Genomic DNA, 24350 nt, shown 5'->3' with positions numbered 1-24350 from the left:
TCCCCGCGGCTTTCCCAAGGCTCTTCACGGTTTTCATCTCGACCTCTCGTACCGTCCCTCGGGGCGCCTCTCCCTCTCCCCGCAAGGGGAGGGGGAGCCCTGCTGCACTCCCGATAAGGGCCGCCGGCTTGTCCGGCCGTGCCGGAGCGGATGACCTGAATGATGCGGCTGCCCCCTTCCGTACCGCAGGCGAGGACCTCGCCGAGCACGCTGCGGACCCTGCTTCTTTCGCTTCTTGCCGTGCTGCTGGCCGGGCTCGTGGCTTCGGTCCCCGCCCGCGCGCAGAGCCAGCCGGACATTTCCGGCATCATCGCCAAGTTCGGCAACGACAGCTATTCCGACACCTCCGATGCGATCGCCGCGCTCGCCACCTCGGGCAGCCCGCAGGCGGCCGCTGTGGTCGAGGCGCTGGCCGCCGGCAACCTGCTTTATGATCCGGCGAGCAAGGCCGTCTTCATCCGCACCCCCAGCGGCATGGTCGATCCAGCCTCGGGCGCCATCGTCGGCAGCGCGCCGGCCAACCTCTCGCCGGTGCGGGCCAACAACCGCGTCCGCCGCGCGCTCGATGCCGCGGCCGGTGCGCTCACGCTGCTCAATGCTGATCCGGCGAAACGGCTCGATGCCGCCGCCGCCGTGTTCAAGTCGCGCGATGCTGCGGCGCTGCCGACGGTCGAGGCGGCCATCGCCAAGGAAACCGTGCCGGCCGTGAAGGCCGCGCTGGCGCAGGCCCGTGCCGCCATCCTCATCGGCAAGGCTGACGCGCCGGAGCCGGATCGCCGCGCCGCCATCCAGCTCATCGCCGCGCGTGGCGATCAGGACTCCATCAGCCTGCTGCGCAGCCTGCCGGCGAATTCGTCTCCGGCCCTCAAGGCCGCTGCCGAGGCCGGCATCACGAAGGCCGAGGAAAGCCTCAAGTTCTGGGCCGTGGTGCAGAATGTCTGGTACGGCCTATCGCTCGGCTCCGTGCTGCTGCTGGCCGCCATCGGCCTCGCCATCACCTTCGGCGTCATGGGCGTCATCAACATGGCCCATGGCGAAATGGTGATGCTCGGCGCCTACACCACCTTCGTGGTGCAGGAGCTGATCCGCCAGAAGGCGCCCTATCTGTTCGACTGGTCCCTCACCATCGCGCTGCCGCTGGCCTTCCTGTTCACGGCTCTGGTGGGCATCCTCATCGAGCGCACGGTGATCCGCTTCCTCTATGGCCGGCCGCTGGAAACCCTGCTCGCCACCTGGGGTGTCTCGCTCATCCTGCAGCAGGCGGTGCGGTCCGTGTTCGGCCCGACCAACCAGGAGGTGGGCGCGCCTTCGTGGATGTCCGGCGCGTTCCAGATCGGGCAATTGTCCATCACCTACAACCGGCTCTGGATCATCTGCTTCGCGCTGATCGTGTTCTTCACCCTGCTGCTGGTGCTGCGGCGAACGCCGCTCGGCCTTTACGTCCGGGCGGTGACGCAGAACCGGCGCATGGCGGCGGCCATGGGCATCCGCACCGGCCGCATCGATGCACTGACCTTCGGCCTCGGCTCGGGCATCGCCGGTATCGCGGGTGTGGCGCTCTCGCAGATCGACAATGTGAGCCCCAACCTCGGGCAGGGCTACATCATCGACAGCTTCATGGTGGTGGTGTTCGGCGGCGTCGGGAACCTCTGGGGCACGCTGGTGGGCGCCTTTACGCTGGGCGTGGCCAACAAGCTGCTGGAGCCGTTCGCCGGGGCGGTGCTGGGCAAGATCCTGCTGCTCGTCTTCATCATCCTGTTCATCCAGAAGCGCCCGCGCGGCCTGTTCGCGCTCAAGGGCCGGGCGGTGGAATCATGAACCGCACCCGCATCATCGACCGCACCGGCGGCATCTTCCTCATCGTGGTGCTGGCGGCGGGCGTGCTCATCCCCGCCTCCAACCTGCTGCTCCCCGCCGGCAATCCCCTGCACGTGCCGGACTACATGATCCCGCTGCTCGGCAAATATCTGTGCTACGCGCTGCTCGCCGTGGCGGTGGATCTGGTGTGGGGCTATTGCGGCGTGCTCTCGCTCGGCCACGGCGCCTTCTTCGCCCTCGGCGGGTACGCCATGGGCATGTATCTGATGCGGCAGATCGGATCGCGCGGTGTCTACGGCAATCCGGTGCTGCCCGATTTCATGGTGTTCCTGAACTACAAGGAGCTGCCCTGGTTCTGGGAAGGCTTCAACATCTTCCCGTTCGCCATGCTGATGGTGCTTGTGGTGCCGGGGGCGCTGGCCTTCGTGTTCGGCTGGTTCGCCTTCCGCTCGCGCGTCACCGGCGTCTACCTCTCCATCATCACGCAGGCGATGACCTTCGCGCTGATGCTCGCTTTCTTCCGCAATGACATGGGCTTCGGCGGAAACAACGGCCTCACCGATTTCAAGGACATCCTGGGCTTCCCCATCTCCGCGCCCTCGACACGCCTGACCCTGTTCTTCCTTTCCGCATTGGCCTTGGCGGCGGGCTATCTGCTCTGCCGGGCGCTCGTCACCTCCAAGTATGGCAAGGTGCTGGTGGCGGTGCGCGACGCGGAGAGCCGCACAAGGTTCCTCGGCTACCGGGTGGAGAACTACAAGCTTGTCGCCTGGGTGCTCTCGGCCATGCTGGCCGGTGTCGCCGGGGCGCTCTACGTGCCGCAGGTGGGCATCATCAACCCGTCCGAGTTCGCCCCTGCCCAATCCATCGAGATGGTGATCTGGGTGGCGGTGGGCGGGCGCGGCACTCTGGTCGGCGCGGCGCTCGGCGCGCTCATCGTGAATGCGGGCAAGACCTGGTTCACCGGTGTGCTGCCGGAGGCCTGGCTGTTCGCGCTCGGCGCGCTGTTCGTGCTGGTGACGCTGTTCCTGCCCAAGGGCGTGCTCGGCCTCGCGGCCAGCCTCTCCGAGAAGTGGAAGGCCCGCCGGCCGTCCTCGGACCCCACCCCCAGCACGACCCCGGCGGAGTGAGCCCCATGAGCATGCTGACTCCCTCTGCCGATCCCTATGCCGTCAAGTCGCAGGGCGCGCTCTCGCTGGAGGCCGAACTAGGCTTCCTGAAGGAGGAGCAGCCCGCCCCGGACCGAATGGCCCTGACCTCGGCGCTGCTCTATCTCGACAACATCACCGTCTCCTTCGACGGCTTCCGGGCATTGAACGCGCTCTCCCTCGTCATCGGCGAGGCCGAGATGCGGGCCATCATCGGCCCCAACGGCGCCGGCAAGACGACGATGATGGACGTCATCACCGGCAAGACCCGCCCCAATCAGGGCGTCGCCTTGTTCGCCGGCACCAACGATCTCACGAGCCTGGACGAGGCTGCCATCGCCCAGCTCGGCATCGGCCGCAAGTTCCAGACTCCCACCGTGTTCGACATGCATTCGGTGGAGGACAACATCCTCCTCGCGGTGAAGGCCGACCGTCGCCCCTTCTCCAATATGGAGTGGAACCCGAGCCGCCACGAGCGCGAGCGGGTGGAGGAACTGCTGGAGCGCGTGCGCCTGAAGGACAGCCGCTATCGCCGGGCCGGCGACCTCTCCCACGGGCAGAAGCAGTGGCTGGAAATCGGCATGCTGCTGGCGCAGGAGCCGCGCCTGCTGCTGGTGGACGAGCCCGCCGCCGGCATGACCGACCAGGAGACGGCGGACACCGCCGTGCTCCTCAGGGAAATCGCCAAGACCCGCTCGGTGGTGGTGGTGGAGCACGACATGCAGTTCGTGCGCGACCTCGACGTGAAGGTCACGGTGCTGCACGAGGGCTCGGTGCTGGCGGAAGGCCCGCTCGATCAGGTGAGTGCCGACGAGCGCGTCATCGAAGTGTATCTGGGGAGGTGAGGCCATGCTGAAGGTGGAAAACCTCGACCTCTATTACGGCGCCGCCCACACCCTGAAGAAGGTGTCGGTCTCCGCCGAAGCGGGCAAGGTGACATGCGTGCTCGGCCGCAACGGCGTGGGCAAGACCTCGCTCCTGCGTGCCATCGTCGGCCAGCGACCCATCGCCGGCGGCTCCATCACGCTGGACGGCAAGGAGATTTCGAAGCTCTCCACGCCCGACCGCGCGGCGATGGGCATCGGCTTCGTGCCGCAGGGGCGGGAGGTGTTCCCGCTGCTCTCGGTGAAGGAAAATCTGGAGACGGGATACGCCCGCCTGTCCAGCAAGGAGAAGTACGTGCCGCAGGAGGTGTTCGACCTCTTCCCGGTGCTGAAATCCATGCTGCGCCGTCGCGGCGGCGATCTCTCCGGCGGGCAGCAGCAGCAGCTCGCCATCGGCCGGGCCCTCGTCACCCGCCCGCGCCTGCTGGTGCTGGACGAGCCGACGGAGGGCATCCAGCCCTCCATCATCAAGGACATCGGCCGCGCCATTTCCTACCTCAGGGACAAGGGCGACATGGCCATCGTGCTGGTGGAGCAGTATTTCGAGTTCGCCCGCGACCTCGCCGACAGCTTCATCCTGATGGACCGGGGCGAGGTGGTGGCAAGCGGTGACAGGAGTGGGCTGGATGGCGACGATGTTCGCCGCCTCATGGCGATCTGACGCCACGTCGGCTCCCCTCCCGCCCCAGCGCCAGCGCAGCGAAGGCCGCGTCCGCATCGCCGGTGCGCGGTTCGGCGCGGTAACGCGCGTCGCCGACCTTGCGGAAGGCGGCGCCATGCGCGTGCGGATGCCGCGCGGCGGGCCGGGGCTGGAAGCCGTCATCGTCAACACCGCCGGCGGGGTCTGCTGCGGCGACCGCTTCACGATTGAAGCCTCGGCCGGGCCGGGCGCGCACCTCACGGTGGCAACCCCGGCCGCCGAGAAGGTCTATCGCTCCGATGGCCCTTTGGCGGAGATTTCCGTGTCGCTGGCAGCGCAGGAGGGCGCGCGGCTGGAATGGTTGCCTCAGGAAACCATTCTGTTCGACCGCGCCCGGCTGAAGCGCCGCTACGCGGTGGACCTCGCGCCGGACGCCACCTTCCTCTCCTTCGAGGCGCTCATGCTGGGCCGCCTCGCCCATGGCGACGTGATGGGGGAGGGGCATCTTGAGGATCACTGGCGCATCCGACGCGGCGGCGCCCTGGTGTTCGCCGATGCCTTCCGCCTGTCCGGCCCCATCGGCGCGCTGCTGGAGCGGCCGGCCGTCGCGGGCGGCGCGCGGGCGCTGGCGACGCTCCTCTACATCGCGCCCGATTCCGAGGCGCGGCTGGAGGAGGCGCGCGCCCTCATGGAGAGCGTGCCCTGCGAGGCCGGGGCCAGCGCCTGGAACGGCATTCTCGCCGTGCGCTGGCTCGCCCCCGACATCGGGACGTTGCGCCGCGCCGCAACCTCGTTTCTGATGGCTTTCCGAAAGGCTCCGCTCCCCCGCGTGTGGGCCACCTGATGCTCGTTCGAGGAGAGATGCCGTGCTGCTGACGCCGCGCGAGAAGGACAAGCTCCTGGTCGCCATGGCCGCCGAGGTGGCGCGCAAGCGCCTCGCCCGCGGTGTGAAGCTGAATCACCCGGAGGCGGTCGCGCTCATCACCGACTTCGTGGTGGAGGGCGCGCGCGACGGGCGCACCGTCGCCGAGCTGATGGAGGCCGGCGCCAAGGTGATCACCTACGATCAGGTGATGGAAGGCATCGCCGAGATGATCCACGACATCCAGGTGGAGGCGACCTTTCCGGACGGCACCAAGCTCGTCACGGTCCACCACCCCATCCGCGGCACCCCCTCAGAGACGGTCCCCGGCGAATTGCTGCCGCAGGAAGGCGACATCCACTTCAACGAAGGCGCCGAGCGGGTCCACCTCACCGTCGCCAATACCGGCGACCGGCCGATCCAGGTGGGCAGCCACTACCACTTCTTCGAGACCAACCCGGCGCTCGACTTCGACCGGGACAAGGCGCGCGGCATGCGCCTCGATATCGCCCCCGGCACGGCCGTGCGCTTCGAGCCCGGCGCGACGCGGGACGTGACGCTGGTGCCGTTCGGCGGCAAGCGCGAGGTCTACGGCTTCCGCGCGGCGGTTCAGGGAGGACTGTGACATGGCGGTTCAGCACTATTCCGGCGGCTGCCAGTGCGGCGCTGTCCACTATGAAGTGGATGTCGATCTCGATCGCACGGTGACCTGCAACTGTTCCCGCTGCCGGCGCGTCGGCGGCATCCTTGCTTTCGCCCCGGCGAGCGCCTTCACCCTCACGTCGGGGGAGGGCAAGACCACCGAATATCTCTTCAACACCGGCAAGATCCATCACCTGTTCTGCACCACCTGCGGCATCGAATCCTTCGCCCGCGGCACGGCGCCGGATGGCACCGAGACGGTGGCGGTGAACGCGCGCTGCCTCGACGGCGTGGATGTGAAGAGCCTTCACCCCATCGAATACGACGGCGCCAGCAAGTAGTCCCCGGCCCGCATGCGCGAGATTTCAGGAGCGAGACCATGACCACCGGCCGCATGCCCCGTGCCGCCTACGCCCACATGTTCGGCCCCACCACGGGCGACCGGGTGCGGCTCGCCGACACTTCGCTGGTGATCGAGATCGAGAAGGATTTCACCGTCTACGGCGAGGAGGTGAAGTTCGGCGGCGGCAAGGTGATCCGCGACGGCATGGGCCAGTCTCAGGTCACGAATGCCGACGGGGCGATGGATACGGTCATCACCAACGCCGTGATCCTCGACCACTGGGGTGTGGTGAAGGCGGACGTGGGCCTGAAGAACGGGCGCATCGCCCGCATCGGCAAGGCCGGCAACCCGGACGTGCAGGCCGGCGTGGACATCATCATCGGTCCGGGCACGGAGATCATCGCGGGGGAGGGGAAGATCCTCACCGCCGGCGGGTTCGACAGCCATATCCATTTCATCTGCCCGCAGCAGATCGAGGAGGCGCTGGCCTCCGGCGTCACCACCATGCTTGGCGGCGGCACGGGGCCGGCCACCGGCACCTTCGCCACCACCTGCACGCCCGGCCCGTGGCACATCGCCCGCATGATCGAGGCGGCGGACGCCTTCCCCATGAACCTCGCCTTCGCCGGCAAGGGCAACGCCTCGCTGCCCGGCGCGCTGGAGGAGATGGTTCTGGCCGGCGCTGCGGCGCTCAAGCTGCACGAGGACTGGGGCACCACGCCGGCCGCCATCGACTGCTGCCTCACCGTGGCGGACGCGCTGGACGTTCAGGTGATGATCCACTCCGACACGCTGAACGAGTCGGGCTTCGTCGAGGACACCATCGCCGCCTTCAAGGGCCGCACCATCCATGCCTTCCACACGGAAGGGGCGGGCGGGGGGCATGCGCCTGATATCATCAAGGTGGCGGGCCTGCCGAACGTGCTGCCTTCGTCCACCAATCCGACGCGGCCTTACACCCGAAACACCATCGACGAGCATCTCGACATGCTCATGGTGTGCCACCACCTCGACCCCGACATCGCCGAGGATCTCGCCTTCGCGGAAAGCCGCATCCGCAAGGAGACCATCGCCGCCGAGGACATCCTCCACGACATCGGCGCGCTCTCCATGATGAGCTCGGATAGCCAGGCCATGGGGCGCGTGGGCGAGGTCATCATCCGCACCTGGCAGACGGCGGACAAGATGAAGCGCCAGCGCGGTTCGCTGCCCGGCGAGACCGACAGCGACAACATCCGCGCCCGCCGCTACATCGCGAAATATACGATCAACCCGGCCATCGCCCACGGCATGTCGCGGCACATCGGGTCGGTTGAAGCGGGCAAACTGGCCGATCTCGTGCTGTGGACGCCGGCCTTCTTCGGCGTGAAGCCCGATCTCGTCATCAAGGGCGGCGCCATCGCCATGGCGCAGATGGGCGATCCCAACGCCTCCATTCCCACGCCCCAGCCGGTGCACTACCGCCCCATGTTCGGCGCCTTTGGGCGGGCGCGGACCCACACCTCGCTCACCTTCGTCTCGAAGGTGGCCATCGAGGATGGCCTTGCCGGGCGCCTGGGCATCGCCAAGGAGCTGATGGCGGTGGAGAACACCCGCTCCGGCATCTCCAAGAAGAGCATGATCAACAACGACGCCACGCCCCACATCGAGGTCGATCCCGAGACCTACGACGTGCGCGCGGACGGCGAGCTGCTGGTGTGCGAGCCGGCCGATGTGCTGCCCATGGCGCAGCGTTATTTCTTGTTCTGAGGACAGCATGCCCTCCAAGCCAAAAGTGACATTTATTGAACAAAGTGCTCCAATCGATGAATACGGGAGAGCGCTTTACGCTGTAGCGCGTTCGGTTATTAGAGCACTGCTCGATAGCCTATCTTCCGAAGATCTAACGGATCTTAATACCCCACTAGATCGGGTAACTATGCGTCAGCTTTCAAAAGTGGTGCGCATGGATCGCGATAAAGGGATGCGTGGTGATGGGTTCGAGTGGGCAGTACACGAGGCTGTTCTTGGAAAGGAAGGGCGCGTACTAGAGCCCATTCACGCGGCGCTCAAAAAGTGCTCGCGTTTCGTCAAAGATGCAGAACCCACTTCAGTTATGTTTGGTCAGGAGCGGGCTAGATTTTTGGGTTTTCTAGACGCTGTTGTTGATGAAGCCGGGACTGATTCGTTCTTGTGTCCCGAGGGCAGCGGCAGACCTTTTCGCTTTGGACCGTGGGTCGCCACCGCTGCATATGGTCCCGTCGCCGAATCTTTTCTTCCAGAGCGCATCAAAAAAATCTGGAAAACGGATGTCTTTCTGTCGACTGCAGGAGATCCACGTTATTTTGCGGCAACGGTGAAATCGAATTACGGATTGTTGGAAAGTGGCAGAGGCTTGCGGGTGGGCATTGTGCCAGAGTCTACGCATAAAGAAAATCACTCTGGAGTCCGATATTCAAAAGAAAAGGGTTTATGGATTGTCTCGTTGGCTGATCCAAATGGATTTATGGGATTATTTAATGATTCGTATATGGCTGTTGGGCGGGCAATATGTACTTTGGGTCGGCAAAATGCGCCCCCTTATTATACAAAACCTAGTGCAAAAGCTCAGCGCGTGCAGGAGCAAATGGAAAAATACCCAGACGCCACAGTTCTGGATATCGAGGCCGCATTAGATGAGGCCGCGCAGCAGGATCTTGTCACATCAAAAGAGAAGCTTGTTAGCGTGAATGCACCAAAGTGGCTTCATATCAAAGAAATGGCGCCAAGGATTATCTCTCCAAAGCCGAAATTTATAAAAATCGACTAAAAATTATAAATGTTTAGTTTGCGCGTTTGTTCCGCGATGGCTGAGAAAAATTATCAGCTGGCGGCCGGAATTTTAGCGGCGCGGCGGAACCTTCGCCGTGGCTCCTCGTTGCAGCGGGTGTTGCAACCCGCTTCGTTTGAGGAGCCACATCCATGGCCGTCGTTCGTTCATTGACCAAGAAGCCGGCGAAGACCGCCGCCCTCGCGACCCCCACCGATCTCGACAGCGCCAAGGCACAGAAGGTGGCGGACGCCATCAATCGCGTGCTGGCCGACAGCTTCGTGCTGTACCTCAAGACCAAGAACTTCCACTGGCACGTCAGCGGCAAGCATTTCCGCGACTACCACCTGCTGCTGGACGAGCAGGCCGCGACCATCGAGGCCACCATCGACCCGCTGGCCGAGCGCGTGCGCAAGATCGGCTGCCGGACGGTGCATTCCTACGGCGAGATCCTGAAGCTCACCGGCCTTAAGGAGAACAACGAGCCCTACGTCTCGCCCGAGGCCATGTTCGCGGAGCTGATCGCCGACAACAAGGCGGCCATCAAGACCATGCGCGAGGCCCACGAGATCTGCGACGAGGCGGAGGACATTGCCACCGCCAGCCTGCTGGAAGAATATGTGGACGAGGCCGAGAAGCGCCTGTGGTTCCTGTTCGAGACCAACCAGAATCGGCAGGACAGCGCCACCTGAGCGCAGCCGGACCCCGCGAAGGCGGTGGGGCATGGCGCTCGGGTGGCTGTACCGGAGTAACCCGATGATCCGCGCCACCACCGTCGTCCGCCGTCCCGCCGTCCGCCCGGAAAAGGTGGCGGACGAGATCACCCTCGATCACCACGCGCGCCACCGCCGCCGCTTCGCCTTCACGGCGGACGGCGGCCTCTCCTTCCTGCTCGACCTCGACAAGGCGACGGTTCTGGACGACGGCGACGCGGTGAAGCTGGAGGACGGGCGCCTCGTCCGTATCAAGGCGGCCGCCGAGGACCTGGTGGAGGTCACCACCGCCAATCCGCTGCGTCTGATGAAGGTGGCTTGGCACCTCGGGAACCGGCATGTGCCGGCGGAGATCACCGAGACCGCCGTCTATTTCGTGGACGACCATGTGCTGACCGAGATGGTGCGTGGCCTGGGCGCCGGCGTCGCCAAGGTGACGCGCCCGTTCCGCCCGGAGAAGGGCGCCTACGAGGCGGCGGAAGCCCATGGCGGGCACGGCCACGCGCACGAGCACCATGGACATGAACACCATGGTCACGAGCATCATGAGCATGAGCACCATGGACATGAGCACGGCCATGAGCACCACGGTCACGAGCACCATGACCATGACCACGCTCACGGCGACGCGTGCGGGTGCGGCCACGATCATGCGCACCATGATCATTCCCATCATGACCATGCCCATCACGACCATAAGCACGAGCACGGCCATGACCATGCCGCCGAAGGTCATGTCCACGGCCCGGGCTGCGGGCACGACCACAAGCATGGCTGACCAGCCCGACCTGCTGCCCCTCTTCGCGTGGCTCTCGCCGTCGTTTCCGGTGGGGGCCTATGCCTATTCCCATGCCCTGGAATGGGCGGTGGAGGCCGGCGAGGTGAAGGACGAGGCGAGTCTTGCGGCGCAGGTGTCGGACCTGATGCGCCTCGGGTTCGGCCGTTCAGACGGCATCCTCCTGGCCCATGCTTGGCGGGCGGCCATGGCGGGAGACGGGGCGGCGCTCGGCGAGGTGAACGCGCTCGCCGTCTGCCTCGCACCATCCGCCGAACTCAGGCTGGAAACCTGCCAGCAGGGTCGGTCCTTCCTCGATGCCGTTCGCGCGGCCTGGCCTTGCACCGCGCTCGAGACGGCGGCGGGCGCCCTCTCCGGCGAGGTCGCCTATCCGGTTGCGGTGGGGCTGGCGGCGGGGGCGCATGGCATTCCGCTGGGGCCGACGCTCGAAGGCTTCCTTCTGGCGCTGGTGCAGGCGCTGGTGTCGTCGGGCATCCGCCTCGCCCCGGTGGGGCAGACGGCGGGCACCCGTGTCGTCGCCGGCCTTGCGCCAATGGTGCGGGCGCTTGCGGCCGAAATTCCCGCTCTTACGCTGGACGATCTCGGCACGGCCACCTTCCGCGCCGATCTCGGCAGCTTTCGCCACGAAACCCAATATACGAGGCTGTTCCGCTCATGAGTTCCGGCAAGAATCCCCTGCGCGTCGGTGTCGGCGGCCCCGTCGGCTCGGGCAAGACGGCGCTGATGGAAGCGCTGTGCAAGGCCTTCCGCGAGCGCTACGACCTCTGCGCCATCACCAATGACATCTACACCAAGGAAGATGCGCGCCTGCTGACCGTGGCCGGCGCGCTGCCGCCCGAGCGCATCCTCGGCGTCGAGACGGGCGGCTGCCCGCACACGGCGATCCGTGAGGACGCCTCCATCAACCTGCGCGCGGTGGCGGACATGAACGCCCGCTTCCCCAACCTCGATCTGGTGCTGATCGAATCGGGCGGCGACAATCTCGCCGCGACCTTCTCGCCCGAGCTGGCGGACATCACCATCTACGTCATCGACGTGGCGGGGGGAGAGAAGATCCCGCGCAAGGGCGGGCCGGGCATCACGCGTTCGGACCTGCTGGTGGTCAACAAGACCGACCTCGCGCCCATGGTCGGCGCTGATCTCAAGGTGATGGAAGCGGACACCATCCGGATGCGGGCGGGCCGGCCCTATGTCTTCTCCTCCATCCGCAATGGCGTGGGCGTGGAGGTGGTGGCGGCCTTCATCGAGAAGGCCGGGGGCCTCGCCGGGGCGGCCTGAGCCGGCGGCTTCAGGCCGCCAGCTACTTCAGGGCTTCTCAGCTCTTGGGCTTGCAGGCGGTCTCGAACTTGGTGACGGCCGGGCCGATGCCGGAGAGCGGGATGGCCTGCTTGGCGCCCTTCACTTCGATGGTGAGGGTGCCGGAGGCCTTGGTGAGCGCCTTGACATCCGCCATCTGGGTCGGCGCCTCCACATTCACCGCGTCGCCTTCCTCCATGGCCACCGCCTTGCCGGGGAAGCTCTTCTTCACGCTGCCCGCGCTCAGCACGATGGCAGTCTGGGCGCCGCGCGTCAGATCCTTCGAGCCGATCATGGACTGGACGGTGATGGCAGACCCGTCCTTCTGGCAGAGGAAGAAGATCGCGGCCTTGTCGCTGTCGGGCACGCCATACACCAGAGCGGCGGTGTCCTCGCTGTCCTGGATGTGCCAGATCATCTTCTCCGCCGGCTTCTCCTGCGCGGGAGCGGCGATGGCGGGGGCCGAGATGGCAACCAGAGCGGCGGCGGCGAGCACGGAACGAAGCATGTCAGGGTCCCTTTTGCGGCGGCGGATCATACCGGCTCGATCCAAAAGGGAAAGATGCCAGCCTGCCGTAAAGTTACCTGCGATCGGCCGGCGCGGGCATGGCGGTGAGGCAGGCGCGGCGGAAGTCCGGCAGCTTGGGCTTGGCTCCGGCGAGCGGATAGGTCTCGGTGGCGCCGGGCAGGCGCACGACGAGATTGTCCGCGTCCGAGAAGAGGTCGAGAACGCGGCCGTCCAGCGCGACAGCCGCCTCCACCACCACCTTGCCTTCGGCTGACCCCCGGAAGGCGGACGCTGCCAGCTCCAGATGTCGCTTGCCGGCGGCGAGGGAGAGGGCGACGCCGTCGCCCGCCTTCACCTTGCCGGAGGCCACTTCCGCGGTGAACTGGATCAGCTGCGCGCCCGGCTGGCAGGAGACGGCGAACACCGGGTCGGCGGTGCGGGGCAGGCCGAAGCGCAGCACATAGGTCTCGTCGACCTTGACGACCAGCCAGATCCGGGGGTCCGCCTTGGCCTCAGCCTTTTTGGAATCGGATTTCCCGCCGGTCTTGCCGGTGGATTTGGGGGCAGCCTCGCCCGAGACCGGCGCGAGCACACACGCTGCGGCTATCGCCAGGATCGCGCACCGGCCGTAGAACCATCCACCCATCGCCACCGGGTCCTTGCCCCTCGCCGCACGATCGACAGGCTTGGCGACCGGCGGACGGACCTCCGATCTCCGAATCACAACTGTCGACTGGTGTTTGCTTCCCCCGCAGCCATCGCATATCACGGCCTCCGGCCGCCCGCGACATCGGGCAGGGAGCCCTGCGGCAAAAAATGTTGAAACCCCATTCCCATATGGCGCGTGACGGCGAACAGGACGCTAGCCGCCGCATGCGGCTCGACCGCCTGCTGGTGGAGCGCGGCCTGTTCGACAGCCGCGCCCGCGCCCAGGCGGCGCTGGCCGCCGGGCTGGTGAAGGTGGATGGGGTCGTGGTGGCCAAGGCTTCGGCGGAGGTCAGCGTCGGTGCGCGCATCGAGGCCGAAGACATCCACGACTACGTGTCGCGCGGCGCGCTCAAGCTCGCGGCGGGCCTCGACGCCTTCGCCATTGATCCCGCCGGGGCCGAGGCGCTGGATGTCGGCTCCTCCACCGGCGGCTTCACCGAGGTGTTGCTGCGGCGCGGCGCGCGACGGGTGCATGCGGTGGATGTGGGGCGCGACCAGTTCCATGCGCGGCTGAGGGACGATCCGCGCGTCCGCCTGTTCGAGGAAACGGATATCCGCACCTTCGATCCCGCCCTTGTGCCTGAAGGCTTCGATCTCGTCGTCATCGACGTCAGCTTCATTCCCCTCGCGCTGGTATTGCCGGCCGCTCTCGCGCTCGCCGCGCCCGCCTCACGACTGGTGGCGCTGGTGAAGCCGCAGTTCGAGGCAGGGCGCGCCTTCGTCCGCAAGGGCGTGGTGCGCGACGCGGCGGTGCGGGACGAGGTCTGCGCCAGGGTGGAGCAGGAGATCGCCGCGCTGGGCTGGCGCCTTCTCGGCCGCATCCCGTCGCCCATCGCGGGCGGCGATGGCAATCAGGAATATCTCGTGGGGGCGATCCGACCGTGACCGAGTTCCGCATCGAGCGCATGGGCGCGCAGGGCGATGGCATCGTCCGCGGCCCCGCTGGCCCCCTGTTCGCGCCCCTTACCCTCGCCGGAGAGCTGGTGCGCGGGGAGGCGGAGGGCGAGCGCATCCTCGTCGATGCCATCGTCGAGCCCAGTCCCGAGCGGGTGGAGCCCCCGTGTCCGCATTTCGGCCGCTGCGGCGGCTGCCTGCTCCAGCATTGGGAGCGCGCGCCCTATCTCGCCTGGAAGCGGCAGATGGTGGTGGATGCGCTCGCCCGCGAGGGGATCGAGGCGGACGTGGCCCCCACCATCGATGCCCATGGGGCAGGGCGGCGGCGGGTGATCTTCCACGCCCGCCAGTATGGGGCGCGCACCGTGGTCGGCTTTGCCGAGCGCAAATCCCACGCCATGGTCGCCATCGACGCCTGCCCCGTGCTGGCGCCGGGCCTCGACCAGGCGCTGCCCGCCGCCCGCGCAGTGGCCGAGGCGCTGGCGCCGCTCAAGAAGCCGCTCGATCTCCAGATCATCATCACCGATACCGGGCTGGACATGGATGTGCGCGGCTCCGGCCCGCTGCCGCCCGCGCTTCTCACCGACCTTGCGGTGATCGCCGACCGCTTCCGCCTCGCCCGGCTGACGCGGCATGGTGAACTCGTCATCCAGCGCGAGCCGCCGCGCCTCGCCATGGGCCGGGCGCGGGTGGACCTGCCGCCGGCGGCCTTCCTGCAAGCGACGGCCGAGGGCGAGCGCGTGCTGGCGGATCATGTCACGGCGGGCGTGGCCGGCGCCCGCAAGGTGGCGGACCTGTTCGCCGGGGTCGGAACCTTCGCGCTGCGCCTCGCTGAGACCGCCCGCGTGTTCGCCGCCGAAAGCCATGCGGGTGCGCTCGCCGCTCTGCTCAAGGCTGGCCACACGCCGGGCCTGAAGGGCGTGGACGGCGAGACGCGCGACCTCTTCCGCCGCCCCCTGATGGCGGCCGAGCTTGCCGCCTTCGATGCCGTGGTGATCGATCCGCCGCGGCAGGGCGCGGAGGCGCAGGCGCGCGAGCTTGCGGCCTCGCGGCTCCCGCGCCTCGTCTATGTCTCCTGCAACGCTGCCACCTTCGCGCGGGATGCGGCGCTCCTGGTCGCGGGCGGGATGCGGCTGGAGGGCGTGGTGCCGGTGGACCAGTTCCGCTATTCGGCCCATGTGGAGCTGGTGGCGACCTTCTCGCGCTGAGCCGTCCCGGCGGGCCTTCCCGAGCGCGAGCTGGGCTTGCGCGGCGCTTTGCGGTTTAATGCGGTGCAGCATCGAGGCTGCCCCACATGCTTTCCGACAACACCCCCTTCGGCGTCGATGGCGTCGAGACCCGCGCCGGCATCATGCCGGTGGAGGCGCGCGCCCTCGAAGGCAAGCGCCTGCGCTATTACGACTATTGCATGGTCGCCTTCGCGGTCATCCTGATCTGCTCGAACCTCGTCGGCGCCGCCAAGGTGTCGGTGGTGGAACTGCCGCTCATCGGGCCGTTCGTGTTCGGTTCGGCGGTGCTGTTCTTTCCCCTGTCCTATGTGCTCGGCGACGTGCTCACCGAAGTCTATGGCTATGCCCGCGCCCGCCGCATCGTGTGGGTGGGCTTCGCCGCGTCCGTCTATGCGGCGCTGATGACGGCCATCGTCGTCGCCATCCCGCCCGCGCCGGGCTGGACGGGGCAGGACGCCGTCACCAGCGTGTTCGGCCAGACGCCCCGCATCTTCTTCGCCTCCATCCTCGCCTTCTGGTGCGGCGAGTTCGCCAACGCCTTCGTGCTGGCCTGGATGAAGGTGCTCACCGGCGGCCGGATGCTGTGGACCCGCACCATCGGCTCCACCATCGTCGGGCAGGCCGTGGATAGCCTGATCTTTTACCCGCTCGCCTTCCTCGGCGTGTGGGACACCCACCTCGTGCTGACGGTGATGGTCTCGAACTACCTGCTCAAAGTGGGCTGGGAAGCGGTGCTCACCCCCGTCACCTACAAGATCGTCGGCTTCATGAAGCAGCGGGAGGGGGTGGATGTCTATGACGTGGGCACGGACTTCACGCCGTTTCGGGTGAAAGTGTGAGGGGAGGCCGGAGGGACACTCCGGCCTGAAGCATCTCGCGATCCGAGGTCAGCGCGAGACCTCGCCGTGGCTGAGGATGTTCCGGTCACCGGCGCAGCCTTCGATGAAACCGGTGAAGGTCTTGCCCGCGGTGAAGGCCGTCAGCATCACCGCCGTCACTTCCTTGAAATTGGCCTTGGTGCGTTGGATGTGGAAATACTTCGAGCCGCAACGGCCGGCTTTGTCCATTTCCACGACGAAATCGGACGGGTCCGCGAAGACATTGAGAACAGTTCCTGCCGTCACGGTCAGTTGTTGAGCGCCGGCGGACTGGCCGAGGCCGAAGCTGCAGGCGAGCACGATTGCGCAGCCCCAGACGTTTGCATGGGTCGTCATCTCGGTTTCTCCCTGGTTCAGGATTACTCGTCGCTGGTGAGATAGCGGGTGATGGTGGTCAGGCTCGCGGTGGCGGCCGGCGCGGCATCGGCGAGGACGTAGTCGAGGATGAATGGCAGGGTCGTGGTCGCGCATTCCGCGTCTGTCTTGCAGACAGGTGCACGCACCACGGCCTCGCCAATTTCGCGCACCAGCGGCTCCACCGAGACGTATTGGCAGCGGGAGATGCCCGTCGCCCATTCCCAGCCCGGATTGGACGCGCCCGCCGGGAGTGGTGCGTTCGGCACGTAGCCCGTCGCGCTGCAGGTGGACTGCACGCCAGCCACCGCAAGCCCGCGACCGTCGCGCCGCCCGACCAGGGTGGGGCCGCCGCTGTCGCCGCCCTGCCCGACCTGAGCAGCCGCGTTCAGGGTCAGCGTGTATCCGGTCGTGCTGATGTCGGAGGGGGTGAACTGGCCGCTGCGGTATGTTCCAAGGCCGGTCGCCTGCTGCGGCGGATTGCGCGGGTCCGCTTGCCCATTGGCGAGAAAGGCGCCGCTCGCAAATGTGCCGAAGCCTTGGCCATTCTGGATGATTTGGTCCGTTGTCTGAAGCCGCACGCCCGTCCAGCGGTCCGGCGCCGTGCCCTCCGGCTCGGCGATGTAGGGCAGTATTCCCGCCACCGGGCCGAGATCGCCCAGGCCGAGATAGACCATCACGATGTCGCGGGCGGGCAGGGCGCCGGCGGCCAGGTTCCGGTTGACGGCGAACTCATAATAGTCGGACGCCTGCGCACTGAGCGTCGGATCCCAGGCGGCCGTGATCGTGACCTGATTGGCTGGAAACGCCGGCGAGCCGATATCGACGCGAGCGGTCGCACCGGCTGGCTCGTTTGTAATGCAGTGGCGGGCGGTGAGAACCCAGTAGCGGTTCAGCAGAATGCCGCTGCATCCGCCGTTGACGATGACGAGCCCCCGCGCCTTGCGGGTTGCCTCATCGAGCGGGTCGCCGTTCACGAGGGGCTGGGTGATCTCGCAGACGCGACCTTCCGATGTGTTCCGGCAGTTTTCGCCCCCCTGCGCATCAGCCCCGCGACACCCCATGAGGAGGACTAGAAGTATCGAGGCCGCTGTCGCCGTGATCTGGATCGATTTGGACAACATGGATCCCATCCTTCGCTGCCGTCTCGGGCGCGAATCCGGAGCGTTGCTTGCAAAATAGAGCAGAGAGTCAGGCCGCTTTTGCCCAAATAACCTTTTTGAACAAACGGCGGCTCTCTGATCTGTCTTGACTGTCACCCCGCGCGGGATCATCCGCATACCGCAAATAGGGGACACCTTGCGTCATGTCAGAAACGCTAGGCGCGAAGATGCGACCGGAGGGAGATGCTTAGGATCAAAGCTGGGCCGTGGGATCGCGACTGAGGGATAGCGTTCGCCGGCAGTGCGAAGCTGGCGCGCCCTAGGGGAGGGTTTCATGGGTAGAGTGAAAGGCCATAGAACCGTTGATAAAGCTTGATTTCAAGGTGGTCCATGGGGTACCGATTTGGGGTCCCAGTGGGGTCCCTTATGCGTCACGACATGCGTTTTCTTGAACGACACGGCAACCAGTACCGCGTCAAGGTGAAGGTTCCTGCTGCACTGCGGGAGGTCATCGGCAAAGCCCATCTCAAGGTCCCCCTACACACCGACAGCCTCGCCAAGGCGAACATGCTGAAGTGGTCCGTCGTCTCGGACCTCAAAGAGCAGATTGCGAAAGCCCAGCGGGTCGCCGAGGCCAAGGCCAAAGGCGGTGACCCGGTCATCGTCGAGGCGATGGAGTGGCGCGAGGTCATCGCCAAGGGCGACGACGTGGCCGACGACATTCTCCTCCCCGAACGGGCGGAAGAGATCGAGAAGCGGCACGGGACCGAGGCAGCACTTGCCTTCGTCAAGGTGGCGAAGGGGCGGGCGACGCCGATCCAGCCCTTGGAGCCGGCATGGCTCGCCGAGGCGAACTATGCGGGGCGCACTGAGACCTCTCGGAAACAGGCCGTGCGGGTGCTCCTCGAATGGTGCCGCGCCTCTTCGACGCCGGAGACGGTGGAGGCCGTCGATAGGAAAACGGCGGGTCGCTTCATCTCAGAGGTGTTCATCGCGAAGAACGCCGACCCGGCCACCGCGAACAAGCTCATCACGGGCCTGTCCGCCTTCTGGAAGTGGATGGAGAAGCGGGGCCACGCCGCCGCAGGCAACCCCTGGGAGCGGCAAAGCCTGAAGCTCAAGAAGGTGAAAACGGAGGAGGGGGAGGAGGCCAAGCGTCCCTTCACGAACGACGAGATCACCAAAATCCTTGCCGCCGCAAAGGGCGTCCTCGGCGACCTCTGCCGGCTGGGAGCCCTGTCAGGGATGCGCATCGGGGAGATGGCAGAACTCCGGGTGCGCAACGTGAAGGACGGGACCATTCGGGTGGGGCAGGGGAAGACGGATGCGGCTACGCGAGACGTGCCCATCCATCCCGACATCGTCGCCTTGGTTGCTTCCCGGTGCGAAGGGAAGGAGGCGGACGACTACCTCTTCCACGAACTTCCCGACCAACAGAATGCCGCCCGTCCCCGCGGGGCTCCTGCCTCCCAGGCGTTCACCCGGCTACTCCGGGAACTGGAGCTTGAAGACCGCATTCCCGGCCGGCGACAGGCTCGAATTGATTTCCACTCCTTCCGCCGGTGGTTCATGCGTATGGCGGTGGAGGCATTGGAAAAAGGCGCCACGGGCTTCACCGCCTGGACGCTTGCGGAGGTGGTGGGTCACTCGAAGGAGAGCGGCCCGCTGCCGATGACGATGGGGAGATATCCGGGGGCGTCCCGGATTGAGGCGAAGCGGGCGTGTGTGGAGGCGGTGCACTTGCCGAAGGCAAAGGAGAGGGCGGATGGCTGAGGCTTGCTGCCGGGAGGCTCTGTCCATTGCCGGCATTTTCCCCGCAATGACGTAGACGTCCTAGTCGAGTTCGGAACGCGAAAGAGCCCTGACTTCAACATGCCCCGCAGCGTCTTCACGCTGCTCGCCATGGGGTTCGATAGGGCAAAGGCCCCCAAGTTCGAGCTGGCCTACATCCGCGAGTTCAATGCGATGGAGGCGGGGCTTACGTGCCGAGCGGCTCCGCCTCCAGTCCGCCGTCAAGCGGGGTGTCAAGTCCACGTTGCCAGGACGTGAACTAGTAGGTCGTGCAGCTCTACACGCAGAGCCTCCACGATGATCGCGGCGAGGGGCGACACCACGGTTGGGGCGGCCGAGGTCTCAAACTTCACAACGGCGTTGAATGAAAATTCCATTCCTAAAATTCCTTTCAGTTGAAATGGGTTAGTACGGCACTCGCCGCTTGGACGTTGTAACACTCGCACCAACCGAAGGCCATTAGAATCTGCTATAAGCCTTTGAAAATAAACGAACTTAATAGGATCGACGGAGAATAAAGCCGGCGCCATTCCGCCCTGTCCCAATGGGGGGCTACCTGTTCCCAGCTTTTTATGTCCAGGGCCACTTCGATTATCGGGATGCGTCGTGCCGCCGTGACCGTCGCGACCTTCTCCTTGCCCATGATGTAGGCCCCATCCTTGCGGATGGCCGGGAGCACCACGCGCGTCACCCAGTTCTGGAAGGCGCGGGCCTCGGGCTTGTCGGAGCGCATGTCGAGGCGGTAGAGGCCGCTCTCGGAGACGCAACTGGCGCCCCGGTTGGGGAAGCTAACCTCGGTCGGCCCGAGGGTAGCCTTCGAGACCAACATGACCTCCGAGGGGACGAGGTGCTGGAGTTGGTGGGTGGTGCCGGCGCCGGTGGACAGGTCCAGCGCCCGGCAAACGTCCGCTGCCACCCACCACGGGCCGCCATCAATCATGACCACGCGCACGTCGTGGCCGTTGAAATTGAACAGGGAGAGGGTGCTCACGCCCGGCCCTCCGGCTTCCCGACCACGATGGTGTACCCGTTGACGACGACGTCGCCAGAGCTGACCAGCTTCTTGACGAGGGCGACCTCGGGCTTCTCCCGATCCGCCTGCGCCTCCCTCATGCCGTTGAGGAACGCGCCGAGCACCTTGCCGGCGAACTCGAACCCGGCCATGAACGCCTCCGGGTTCTCCATGAGGTGCTTCTCGATCTGCTCTTCCGCGCTCATTTCAGATCGTGCTCTGCGTAGAGGCGCAGCGCCCGGAACTCGGGTCGCTCGCCGTGGATCGTGTCGGCCATCATGCTGGCGGCCGAGGCGAGGACGTCGTACGGGTTGATCCGGTGGACCCGGCAGGCGGCCAGGAACACCGACGCAAGGCCGGCGCACTGCAGCCCCGGCGGGTGGTCCTGAAGAGGGTCAACGAGCTGCATCGGCATTGGCGACCGCCTCGGAAGGCGCGTTGACGATGGTGATCGCCTCGATGCTCTGGGAGGGCCGTGGACGGGCGCCGTGCGGAGGCAATGGCGGGGGGGCCGCCTACGAATGCTTTGCGGCCGCCGCTCGTGACCGCTCGGACGGCCCGCAATCCGCCCCCAAAGATAGGTTGCACGCGAGCTATATCGAAACCTTCGCGGTGCGAGGTCCGCGAGCGTTCTTCGCCAGCTCCTGTGAAGCCGGGCGCCATGCTTACGACCGCGCGGAAGATAGGATTTCCTGCTGCGATGGGCCGCGAGGTTTTGTCCCATACTAGCCTATGGCGGGACCTCGCGAGGCCCGTGATGCTGCCTTTTTGGCCCACCAAAGCCTAGCTGGGCACCTCGTCGGGCGTATCGCTCGCAGGGCCATACACGCCGCAAAAGGTTGCACCTCAGCCTAACTGGCACCGGGCGCGACCGCCGCCACGCTCGGAACCGGATGTTTGGCCCCACACCCGCGATTTCCAGTCACCGCCCCAACCTTCGGCCCGCCACTCGCTTTCTCTTTTCCGGGGAGGTGGGCGGCTGGCTGGGGCGGCTCGTCACCTCGAAAGGAGAACCCGCATGAACCTCGTGCCATCAACTCCGATGCACACGCCTATAATCCTTCCCACCACGGGCGGCGCCTCCCAAGGCGGATCCATCACATGTCGTCGCGGGAGATCGCCGAGCTTTTCGGCAGCCGCCATGACAATGTGAAGCGGACCATCGAAAGCCTCGTGATGCGGGCGGTTTTTGATCGTCCTCAGTCTGAGGAAGTTCAGATTGAGACCTCCCATGTACTCGACGCTGATCGCCGACCTCCCCGCCTACAAGCCCAGGCGGGAAGAGAGCTGGCGCATCTTCGACCGGGCCGGCCTCACCGAGCGCTGACCCAACCCGCCCGTCGGTCTCCTCGCCTGTGCCCACTCCGCGGGCTCGGGAGGCGGCGGGCAGTCTCCCGCCACCGCCACCACCACCATCACCAGAAAGGACCCACCATGCCCGATTGGCTCTGCAGCCTCTCGCTTCGCCCCTCCGTTGCCGCCCACCTGGCCCTCGCGTCCTCCTTTATCGCCGCCCAGGTGCTCGCATGATTGTCGCCTATGCGGACGGTTCCGCCCTCGACAACCCCGGCCCCGGTGGATGGGCCGCCGTCATCGTCGCCGCAGACGGAACGCAGCTCACCCTGTCGGGCGGGGAAGACCACACCACGAACAACCGCATGGAATTGACGGCCGCCACAGAGGCGCTTCGGGCGTTGCCCGCCGACGTTCCGAGCGTGCTGCATCTCGATAGTCAATATGTCGTCAAGGGCGCCACCATCTGGCGCAAGGGGTGGGAACGCCGGGGCTGGAAGAACTCCGCCGGAAAGCCCGTCGCCAACCCCGACCTCTGGCAGGTCCTCTACGCCGTTCTCGACACCCGCCCCATGGCGACCTTGAAGTGGGTGCGGGGCCATGCCGGGAACCGGCTCAACGAGATCGTGGACCGTCTGGCGCGAGCCGAGGCGGAGAAGCGGAAGCTGGCGGTTCGCTCCCGCTACTCGGCGGACAACCCCGCCCCGTTCGGTCGGATGACAGAGGTGCGCGGTTGATGAGCGGCGAGAAACGCCGGCCCGGCGAAACCGACCTCGCCTTCGAACTCCGCACCGAAGGCTTGCCCACCCCCTGGAAGCCGAGCCGGGCACTGCCAAACCCGTTCGCTGGGGTCGTGAATAATCCCGACGATCCAACCTCCATCCCCATTGTGAGAGCGGGACCGGACGGAAAAGGCAGGGCCTCCTCACGGGACGTGGCAGCATTCTTCGGGAAGCGCCACGACAACGTGCTTCGGGATATCGAGGCCCTTATGGCGGAGGCTCCAGCATGTGCCCTCAATTTTGAGGGGACATGGGAAGCCGTTGCCATGCCGCGCGGGGGTGTGCGTCAGGAGCGAGCCTTCCTGATGAACCGGGACGGCTTCACCCTTCTCGCCATGGGCTTCACGGGCAAGAAGGCGCTGAAGTTCAAGATGGACTACATCGCCGCGTATAGCGCTCTTGAGGCCGAGGCTATCGAAGCCCGGAAGCGGGAAGCCCGCGCCCAGCGCATTGCGGACGCCGTTGCCATGGCGAAGGCGACCGGCCTCTATGGGGACCACACCGACGCCCGGTTGAGCGACGTCGTCCACCGCCTTCTCCCTGGGACGTTCGGGAATGACCCGGCATAGCCGCGGAAGAGGTGGCCGCTTCCATGAGCATAGCGGTTGGATGGTGAGCAAGCCTTGAGCCTGCCCATCGTGCCGGAGGCTGCCGACCCCATTACGGGGAAAGCGGTCTCCGGCGACCTCGCCGGACACGTCACGCTCCCCACCTTCATCCTGCGAATGGGCACCACCCGAAGTCTCGGGACGGAGGCCCTCTGCCTCACTGGGTTGTGCTGGGTGGAGGATGGGCGTGTCCGCCTCCAGCGCTACCACGAGAAGGCCGGTCTCGGTCGTCGCCTCCGCAACGCTGAAGGCTACCCCTTCGACCTCTTGTCTCCCGAGGGCGTGGAATATGCCCGGTCCCGGTGGTCGGAATGCCTGTCGTCGGCGGAGCGCTGGCATTCGCGGGAGAGCGCTGGTCGGGTCGCGCAAGCTGGCGAGAGCCTCGCCCGTGTTCCGGCCGGCGCCACCACTGCCGAGAGGGTCGCGCTCCTGAAGAAGGAGCATCCCAAGTTGAGGAGGGAGGAGGTGGCCGCGGTGTTAGGCGTCTCTCCCAGGACCGTGCAGCGCTGTACCGCGGACTTGCGAAGGTCATCACGTGTCGTGGGACGCGCATCTCCTTATAAAGCACTGGAAGGAGACACGAGAAAATCGGCCGCTGTTGTTTCCGTGCCACATGCCGGGTCCGCCCCTGATGGCGAAGATTGCGCCCCCTCGGAGGACATCGTCCACGACACCTATCCCGATGGTCGCCCCTGCGTCGTCGACGGCTTCCCCTTCGATTTCCAGAGAGCCTTGAAGGAGAGCCTTGCGCGTCGCGCCTCGAAGGCAAAGGTGCCCGCCCCACCGCGTCCAGCGTCTCCGCGCTTCGACGGCCTCCGTCCCACGCTCTTCCTGCCGAGGCCGGAGGCGACCGCATGGCACGCTCTGGAGGTGCTCCGCGTGGATCGTCGCGGCGACACATGCACGGACATGGAGACGGTCTTCCTCCTTGACCACTTCCCCAGCCTCCCCACGAAGAGCGTGGCGGAGATGGTCGGGGTGTCGGCGTCCACCGTGAGGGGGCGAAAGGCCGACAGGGGCTCCTAAGTTTGTCGTGGCGCCGAGGAGGTCCGAGCCCTCCCGGTGCCCGGCGATATTTGGGCCAAATTTTTGAGGGGGCGTCGATTGATAAAGGCTCGCGCGGTGACGTGCCCCCCTGAAACTCCTCCAGAAATAACTAGAGTCCGCCCCAGGAAAGGGACGGACGAATGAAACGATCAAGGTTCACGGAAGAACAGATTATCGGGATCCTGCGCGAGCAGGAGGCGGGCGTGCCGGTGG

At 66.2% G+C, this 24350-nt stretch carries 28 protein-coding genes; 21 read left to right on the top strand and 7 right to left on the bottom strand.

The features are described from left to right. Positions 1-159: 159 nt before the first annotated feature. The 13 genes from urtB (at position 160) to ureG (ending at position 11912) form a co-directional block, all read left to right on the top strand. The gene (gene urtB, locus ACE3QW_RS12810; RefSeq protein ID WP_374251761.1) at positions 160-1818 is read left to right on the top strand and encodes an urea ABC transporter permease subunit UrtB; all 1659 of its coding nucleotides are present in this window, start codon (positions 160-162) and stop codon (positions 1816-1818) included. Continuing rightward, a complete protein-coding gene (gene urtC / locus ACE3QW_RS12805) occupies positions 1815-2948 on the top strand; it encodes an urea ABC transporter permease subunit UrtC (RefSeq protein WP_374251760.1) in 1134 nt (377 codons plus the stop codon). The genes urtB and urtC overlap by 4 nt, the downstream gene beginning before the upstream one ends. A 116-nt stretch (positions 2949-3064) precedes the next feature. Further along, positions 3065-3811 (top strand): urea ABC transporter ATP-binding protein UrtD, encoded by a 747-nt coding sequence (gene urtD, locus ACE3QW_RS12800; RefSeq protein ID WP_374251837.1) that lies wholly within the window; start codon positions 3065-3067, stop codon positions 3809-3811. Positions 3812-3815: 4 nt separating this feature from the next. After that, positions 3816-4511 (top strand): urea ABC transporter ATP-binding subunit UrtE, encoded by a 696-nt coding sequence (gene urtE / locus ACE3QW_RS12795; RefSeq protein WP_029558584.1) that lies wholly within the window; start codon positions 3816-3818, stop codon positions 4509-4511. After that, positions 4477-5334: an urease accessory protein UreD gene (locus ACE3QW_RS12790; RefSeq protein WP_374251759.1), complete on the top strand. Its 858-nt coding sequence runs from the start codon at positions 4477-4479 to the stop codon at positions 5332-5334. The genes urtE and ACE3QW_RS12790 overlap by 35 nt, the downstream gene beginning before the upstream one ends. Before the next feature lie 22 nt (positions 5335-5356). Next, positions 5357-5977, top strand: a complete 621-nt coding sequence (locus ACE3QW_RS12785) for an urease subunit gamma (protein WP_374251758.1) — start codon at positions 5357-5359, stop codon at positions 5975-5977. 1 nt (position 5978) lies between these two features. After that, positions 5979-6335 (top strand): GFA family protein, encoded by a 357-nt coding sequence (locus ACE3QW_RS12780; RefSeq protein WP_024278968.1) that lies wholly within the window; start codon positions 5979-5981, stop codon positions 6333-6335. A gap of 38 nt (positions 6336-6373) precedes the next feature. Beyond that, the gene (ureC, locus tag ACE3QW_RS12775; RefSeq protein WP_374251757.1) at positions 6374-8086 is read left to right on the top strand and encodes an urease subunit alpha; all 1713 of its coding nucleotides are present in this window, start codon (positions 6374-6376) and stop codon (positions 8084-8086) included. Between the two features lie 7 nt (positions 8087-8093). Next, positions 8094-9125 (top strand): hypothetical protein, encoded by a 1032-nt coding sequence (locus ACE3QW_RS12770; RefSeq protein ID WP_374251756.1) that lies wholly within the window; start codon positions 8094-8096, stop codon positions 9123-9125. Between the two features lie 152 nt (positions 9126-9277). Beyond that, entirely contained in the window at positions 9278-9817 is a 540-nt protein-coding gene (locus tag ACE3QW_RS12765) for a Dps family protein (protein WP_374251755.1), read from the top strand. Between the two features lie 31 nt (positions 9818-9848). After that, on the top strand, positions 9849-10616 hold the full coding sequence (locus tag ACE3QW_RS12760) for an urease accessory protein UreE (RefSeq protein ID WP_374251754.1): 768 nt from the start codon (positions 9849-9851) through the stop codon (positions 10614-10616). Further along, a complete protein-coding gene (locus tag ACE3QW_RS12755; RefSeq protein ID WP_374251753.1) occupies positions 10609-11292 on the top strand; it encodes an urease accessory protein UreF in 684 nt (227 codons plus the stop codon). Before ACE3QW_RS12760 ends, ACE3QW_RS12755 begins: the two co-directional genes overlap by 8 nt. Beyond that, a complete protein-coding gene (ureG, locus tag ACE3QW_RS12750) occupies positions 11289-11912 on the top strand; it encodes an urease accessory protein UreG (protein WP_250165831.1) in 624 nt (207 codons plus the stop codon). The genes ACE3QW_RS12755 and ureG overlap by 4 nt, the downstream gene beginning before the upstream one ends. 37 nt (positions 11913-11949) lie before the next feature. On the opposite strand, the gene ACE3QW_RS12745 is transcribed toward ureG, so the two are convergent. Further along, entirely contained in the window at positions 11950-12438 is a 489-nt protein-coding gene (locus ACE3QW_RS12745) for a hypothetical protein (RefSeq protein ID WP_038193536.1), read from the bottom strand. A 73-nt stretch (positions 12439-12511) separates the two neighbouring features. Continuing rightward, the gene (locus tag ACE3QW_RS12740; protein WP_156026401.1) at positions 12512-13084 is read right to left on the bottom strand and encodes a hypothetical protein; all 573 of its coding nucleotides are present in this window, start codon (positions 13082-13084) and stop codon (positions 12512-12514) included. Positions 13085-13254: 170 nt separating this feature from the next. Here ACE3QW_RS12740 and ACE3QW_RS12735 point away from each other — a divergent pair, with 170 nt between their 5' ends. The 3 genes from ACE3QW_RS12735 to ACE3QW_RS12725 all read left to right on the top strand — a co-directional run bounded on the left by ACE3QW_RS12735 (position 13255) and on the right by ACE3QW_RS12725 (position 16108). Next, a complete protein-coding gene (locus tag ACE3QW_RS12735; protein ID WP_374251752.1) occupies positions 13255-14031 on the top strand; it encodes a TlyA family RNA methyltransferase in 777 nt (258 codons plus the stop codon). Between the two features lie 20 nt (positions 14032-14051). Then, positions 14052-15248: a class I SAM-dependent RNA methyltransferase gene (locus ACE3QW_RS12730; protein WP_374251836.1), complete on the top strand. Its 1197-nt coding sequence runs from the start codon at positions 14052-14054 to the stop codon at positions 15246-15248. Between the two features lie 86 nt (positions 15249-15334). After that, complete coding sequence (locus tag ACE3QW_RS12725; protein ID WP_374251751.1) at positions 15335-16108, top strand: queuosine precursor transporter; 774 nt, start codon at positions 15335-15337, stop codon at positions 16106-16108. 48 nt (positions 16109-16156) lie between these two features. Here the strand turns inward: ACE3QW_RS12725 and ACE3QW_RS12720 are convergent, their stop codons facing one another. Then, entirely contained in the window at positions 16157-16483 is a 327-nt protein-coding gene (locus tag ACE3QW_RS12720) for a hypothetical protein (protein WP_374251750.1), read from the bottom strand. 23 nt (positions 16484-16506) lie between these two features. Next, entirely contained in the window at positions 16507-17625 is a 1119-nt protein-coding gene (locus ACE3QW_RS12715; RefSeq protein ID WP_374251749.1) for a trypsin-like serine protease, read from the bottom strand. Between the two features lie 417 nt (positions 17626-18042). On the opposite strand from ACE3QW_RS12715, the gene ACE3QW_RS12710 reads away from it, so the two are divergent. Beyond that, positions 18043-19377 carry a tyrosine-type recombinase/integrase gene (locus ACE3QW_RS12710; RefSeq protein WP_374251748.1) on the top strand — a complete coding sequence of 445 codons (1335 nt, stop codon included), beginning with the start codon at positions 18043-18045 and terminating at the stop codon, positions 19375-19377. A gap of 3 nt (positions 19378-19380) precedes the next feature. Continuing rightward, positions 19381-19653: a Rha family transcriptional regulator gene (locus ACE3QW_RS12705; RefSeq protein ID WP_374251747.1), complete on the top strand. Its 273-nt coding sequence runs from the start codon at positions 19381-19383 to the stop codon at positions 19651-19653. A gap of 211 nt (positions 19654-19864) precedes the next feature. On the opposite strand, the gene ACE3QW_RS12700 is transcribed toward ACE3QW_RS12705, so the two are convergent. The 3 genes from ACE3QW_RS12700 to ACE3QW_RS12690 are packed head-to-tail and all read right to left on the bottom strand — an operon-like array spanning position 19865 to position 20822. Then, positions 19865-20386 (bottom strand): Bro-N domain-containing protein, encoded by a 522-nt coding sequence (locus ACE3QW_RS12700; protein ID WP_374251746.1) that lies wholly within the window; start codon positions 20384-20386, stop codon positions 19865-19867. Next, the gene (locus ACE3QW_RS12695; RefSeq protein ID WP_374251745.1) at positions 20383-20613 is read right to left on the bottom strand and encodes a hypothetical protein; all 231 of its coding nucleotides are present in this window, start codon (positions 20611-20613) and stop codon (positions 20383-20385) included. The genes ACE3QW_RS12700 and ACE3QW_RS12695 overlap by 4 nt, the downstream gene beginning before the upstream one ends. Beyond that, positions 20610-20822 (bottom strand): hypothetical protein, encoded by a 213-nt coding sequence (locus ACE3QW_RS12690; RefSeq protein WP_374251744.1) that lies wholly within the window; start codon positions 20820-20822, stop codon positions 20610-20612. Before ACE3QW_RS12690 ends, ACE3QW_RS12695 begins: the two co-directional genes overlap by 4 nt. Positions 20823-21933: 1111 nt before the next feature. Here ACE3QW_RS12690 and ACE3QW_RS12685 point away from each other — a divergent pair. The 3 genes from ACE3QW_RS12685 to ACE3QW_RS12675 are packed head-to-tail and all read left to right on the top strand — an operon-like array spanning position 21934 to position 24116. Further along, complete coding sequence (locus ACE3QW_RS12685) at positions 21934-22437, top strand: ribonuclease H (protein ID WP_374251743.1); 504 nt, start codon at positions 21934-21936, stop codon at positions 22435-22437. After that, positions 22437-23051 carry a Rha family transcriptional regulator gene (locus tag ACE3QW_RS12680; protein WP_374251742.1) on the top strand — a complete coding sequence of 205 codons (615 nt, stop codon included), beginning with the start codon at positions 22437-22439 and terminating at the stop codon, positions 23049-23051. The genes ACE3QW_RS12685 and ACE3QW_RS12680 overlap by 1 nt, the downstream gene beginning before the upstream one ends. 54 nt (positions 23052-23105) lie before the next feature. After that, positions 23106-24116 (top strand): hypothetical protein, encoded by a 1011-nt coding sequence (locus tag ACE3QW_RS12675; RefSeq protein WP_374251741.1) that lies wholly within the window; start codon positions 23106-23108, stop codon positions 24114-24116. Positions 24117-24350 lie beyond the last annotated feature (234 nt).

Source organism: Xanthobacter sp. (assembly GCF_041911315.1).
Taxonomy (GTDB): Bacteria; Pseudomonadota; Alphaproteobacteria; order Rhizobiales; family Xanthobacteraceae; genus Xanthobacter; species Xanthobacter aminoxidans.
Note: the sequence above shows the minus strand (reverse complement) of the source record. Positions and strands in the feature narration are given on the sequence as shown.

Coding starts and splice junctions, on each gene's coding strand:
- ACE3QW_RS12755 (WP_374251753.1), top strand. CDS start 10,609: ATGGCTGACCAGCCCGACCTGCTGCCCCTCTTCGCGTGGCTCTCGCCG.
- ureC (WP_374251757.1), top strand. CDS start 6,374: ATGACCACCGGCCGCATGCCCCGTGCCGCCTACGCCCACATGTTCGGC.
- ACE3QW_RS12720 (WP_374251750.1), bottom strand. CDS start 16,483: ATGACGACCCATGCAAACGTCTGGGGCTGCGCAATCGTGCTCGCCTGC.
- ACE3QW_RS12685 (WP_374251743.1), top strand. CDS start 21,934: ATGATTGTCGCCTATGCGGACGGTTCCGCCCTCGACAACCCCGGCCCC.
- ACE3QW_RS12790 (WP_374251759.1), top strand. CDS start 4,477: ATGGCGACGATGTTCGCCGCCTCATGGCGATCTGACGCCACGTCGGCT.
- ACE3QW_RS12780 (WP_024278968.1), top strand. CDS start 5,979: ATGGCGGTTCAGCACTATTCCGGCGGCTGCCAGTGCGGCGCTGTCCAC.
- ACE3QW_RS12765 (WP_374251755.1), top strand. CDS start 9,278: ATGGCCGTCGTTCGTTCATTGACCAAGAAGCCGGCGAAGACCGCCGCC.
- ACE3QW_RS12690 (WP_374251744.1), bottom strand. CDS start 20,822: ATGCCGATGCAGCTCGTTGACCCTCTTCAGGACCACCCGCCGGGGCTG.
- urtD (WP_374251837.1), top strand. CDS start 3,065: ATGGCCCTGACCTCGGCGCTGCTCTATCTCGACAACATCACCGTCTCC.
- ACE3QW_RS12730 (WP_374251836.1), top strand. CDS start 14,052: ATGGGCGCGCAGGGCGATGGCATCGTCCGCGGCCCCGCTGGCCCCCTG.
- ACE3QW_RS12695 (WP_374251745.1), bottom strand. CDS start 20,613: ATGAGCGCGGAAGAGCAGATCGAGAAGCACCTCATGGAGAACCCGGAG.
- urtC (WP_374251760.1), top strand. CDS start 1,815: ATGAACCGCACCCGCATCATCGACCGCACCGGCGGCATCTTCCTCATC.
- ACE3QW_RS12745 (WP_038193536.1), bottom strand. CDS start 12,438: ATGCTTCGTTCCGTGCTCGCCGCCGCCGCTCTGGTTGCCATCTCGGCC.
- ACE3QW_RS12715 (WP_374251749.1), bottom strand. CDS start 17,625: ATGTTGTCCAAATCGATCCAGATCACGGCGACAGCGGCCTCGATACTT.
- ACE3QW_RS12740 (WP_156026401.1), bottom strand. CDS start 13,084: ATGGGTGGATGGTTCTACGGCCGGTGCGCGATCCTGGCGATAGCCGCA.
- ACE3QW_RS12710 (WP_374251748.1), top strand. CDS start 18,043: ATGCGTTTTCTTGAACGACACGGCAACCAGTACCGCGTCAAGGTGAAG.
- ACE3QW_RS12760 (WP_374251754.1), top strand. CDS start 9,849: ATGGCGCTCGGGTGGCTGTACCGGAGTAACCCGATGATCCGCGCCACC.
- ureG (WP_250165831.1), top strand. CDS start 11,289: ATGAGTTCCGGCAAGAATCCCCTGCGCGTCGGTGTCGGCGGCCCCGTC.
- ACE3QW_RS12735 (WP_374251752.1), top strand. CDS start 13,255: ATGTTGAAACCCCATTCCCATATGGCGCGTGACGGCGAACAGGACGCT.
- ACE3QW_RS12770 (WP_374251756.1), top strand. CDS start 8,094: ATGCCCTCCAAGCCAAAAGTGACATTTATTGAACAAAGTGCTCCAATC.
- ACE3QW_RS12725 (WP_374251751.1), top strand. CDS start 15,335: ATGCTTTCCGACAACACCCCCTTCGGCGTCGATGGCGTCGAGACCCGC.
- urtB (WP_374251761.1), top strand. CDS start 160: ATGATGCGGCTGCCCCCTTCCGTACCGCAGGCGAGGACCTCGCCGAGC.
- ACE3QW_RS12680 (WP_374251742.1), top strand. CDS start 22,437: ATGAGCGGCGAGAAACGCCGGCCCGGCGAAACCGACCTCGCCTTCGAA.
- urtE (WP_029558584.1), top strand. CDS start 3,816: ATGCTGAAGGTGGAAAACCTCGACCTCTATTACGGCGCCGCCCACACC.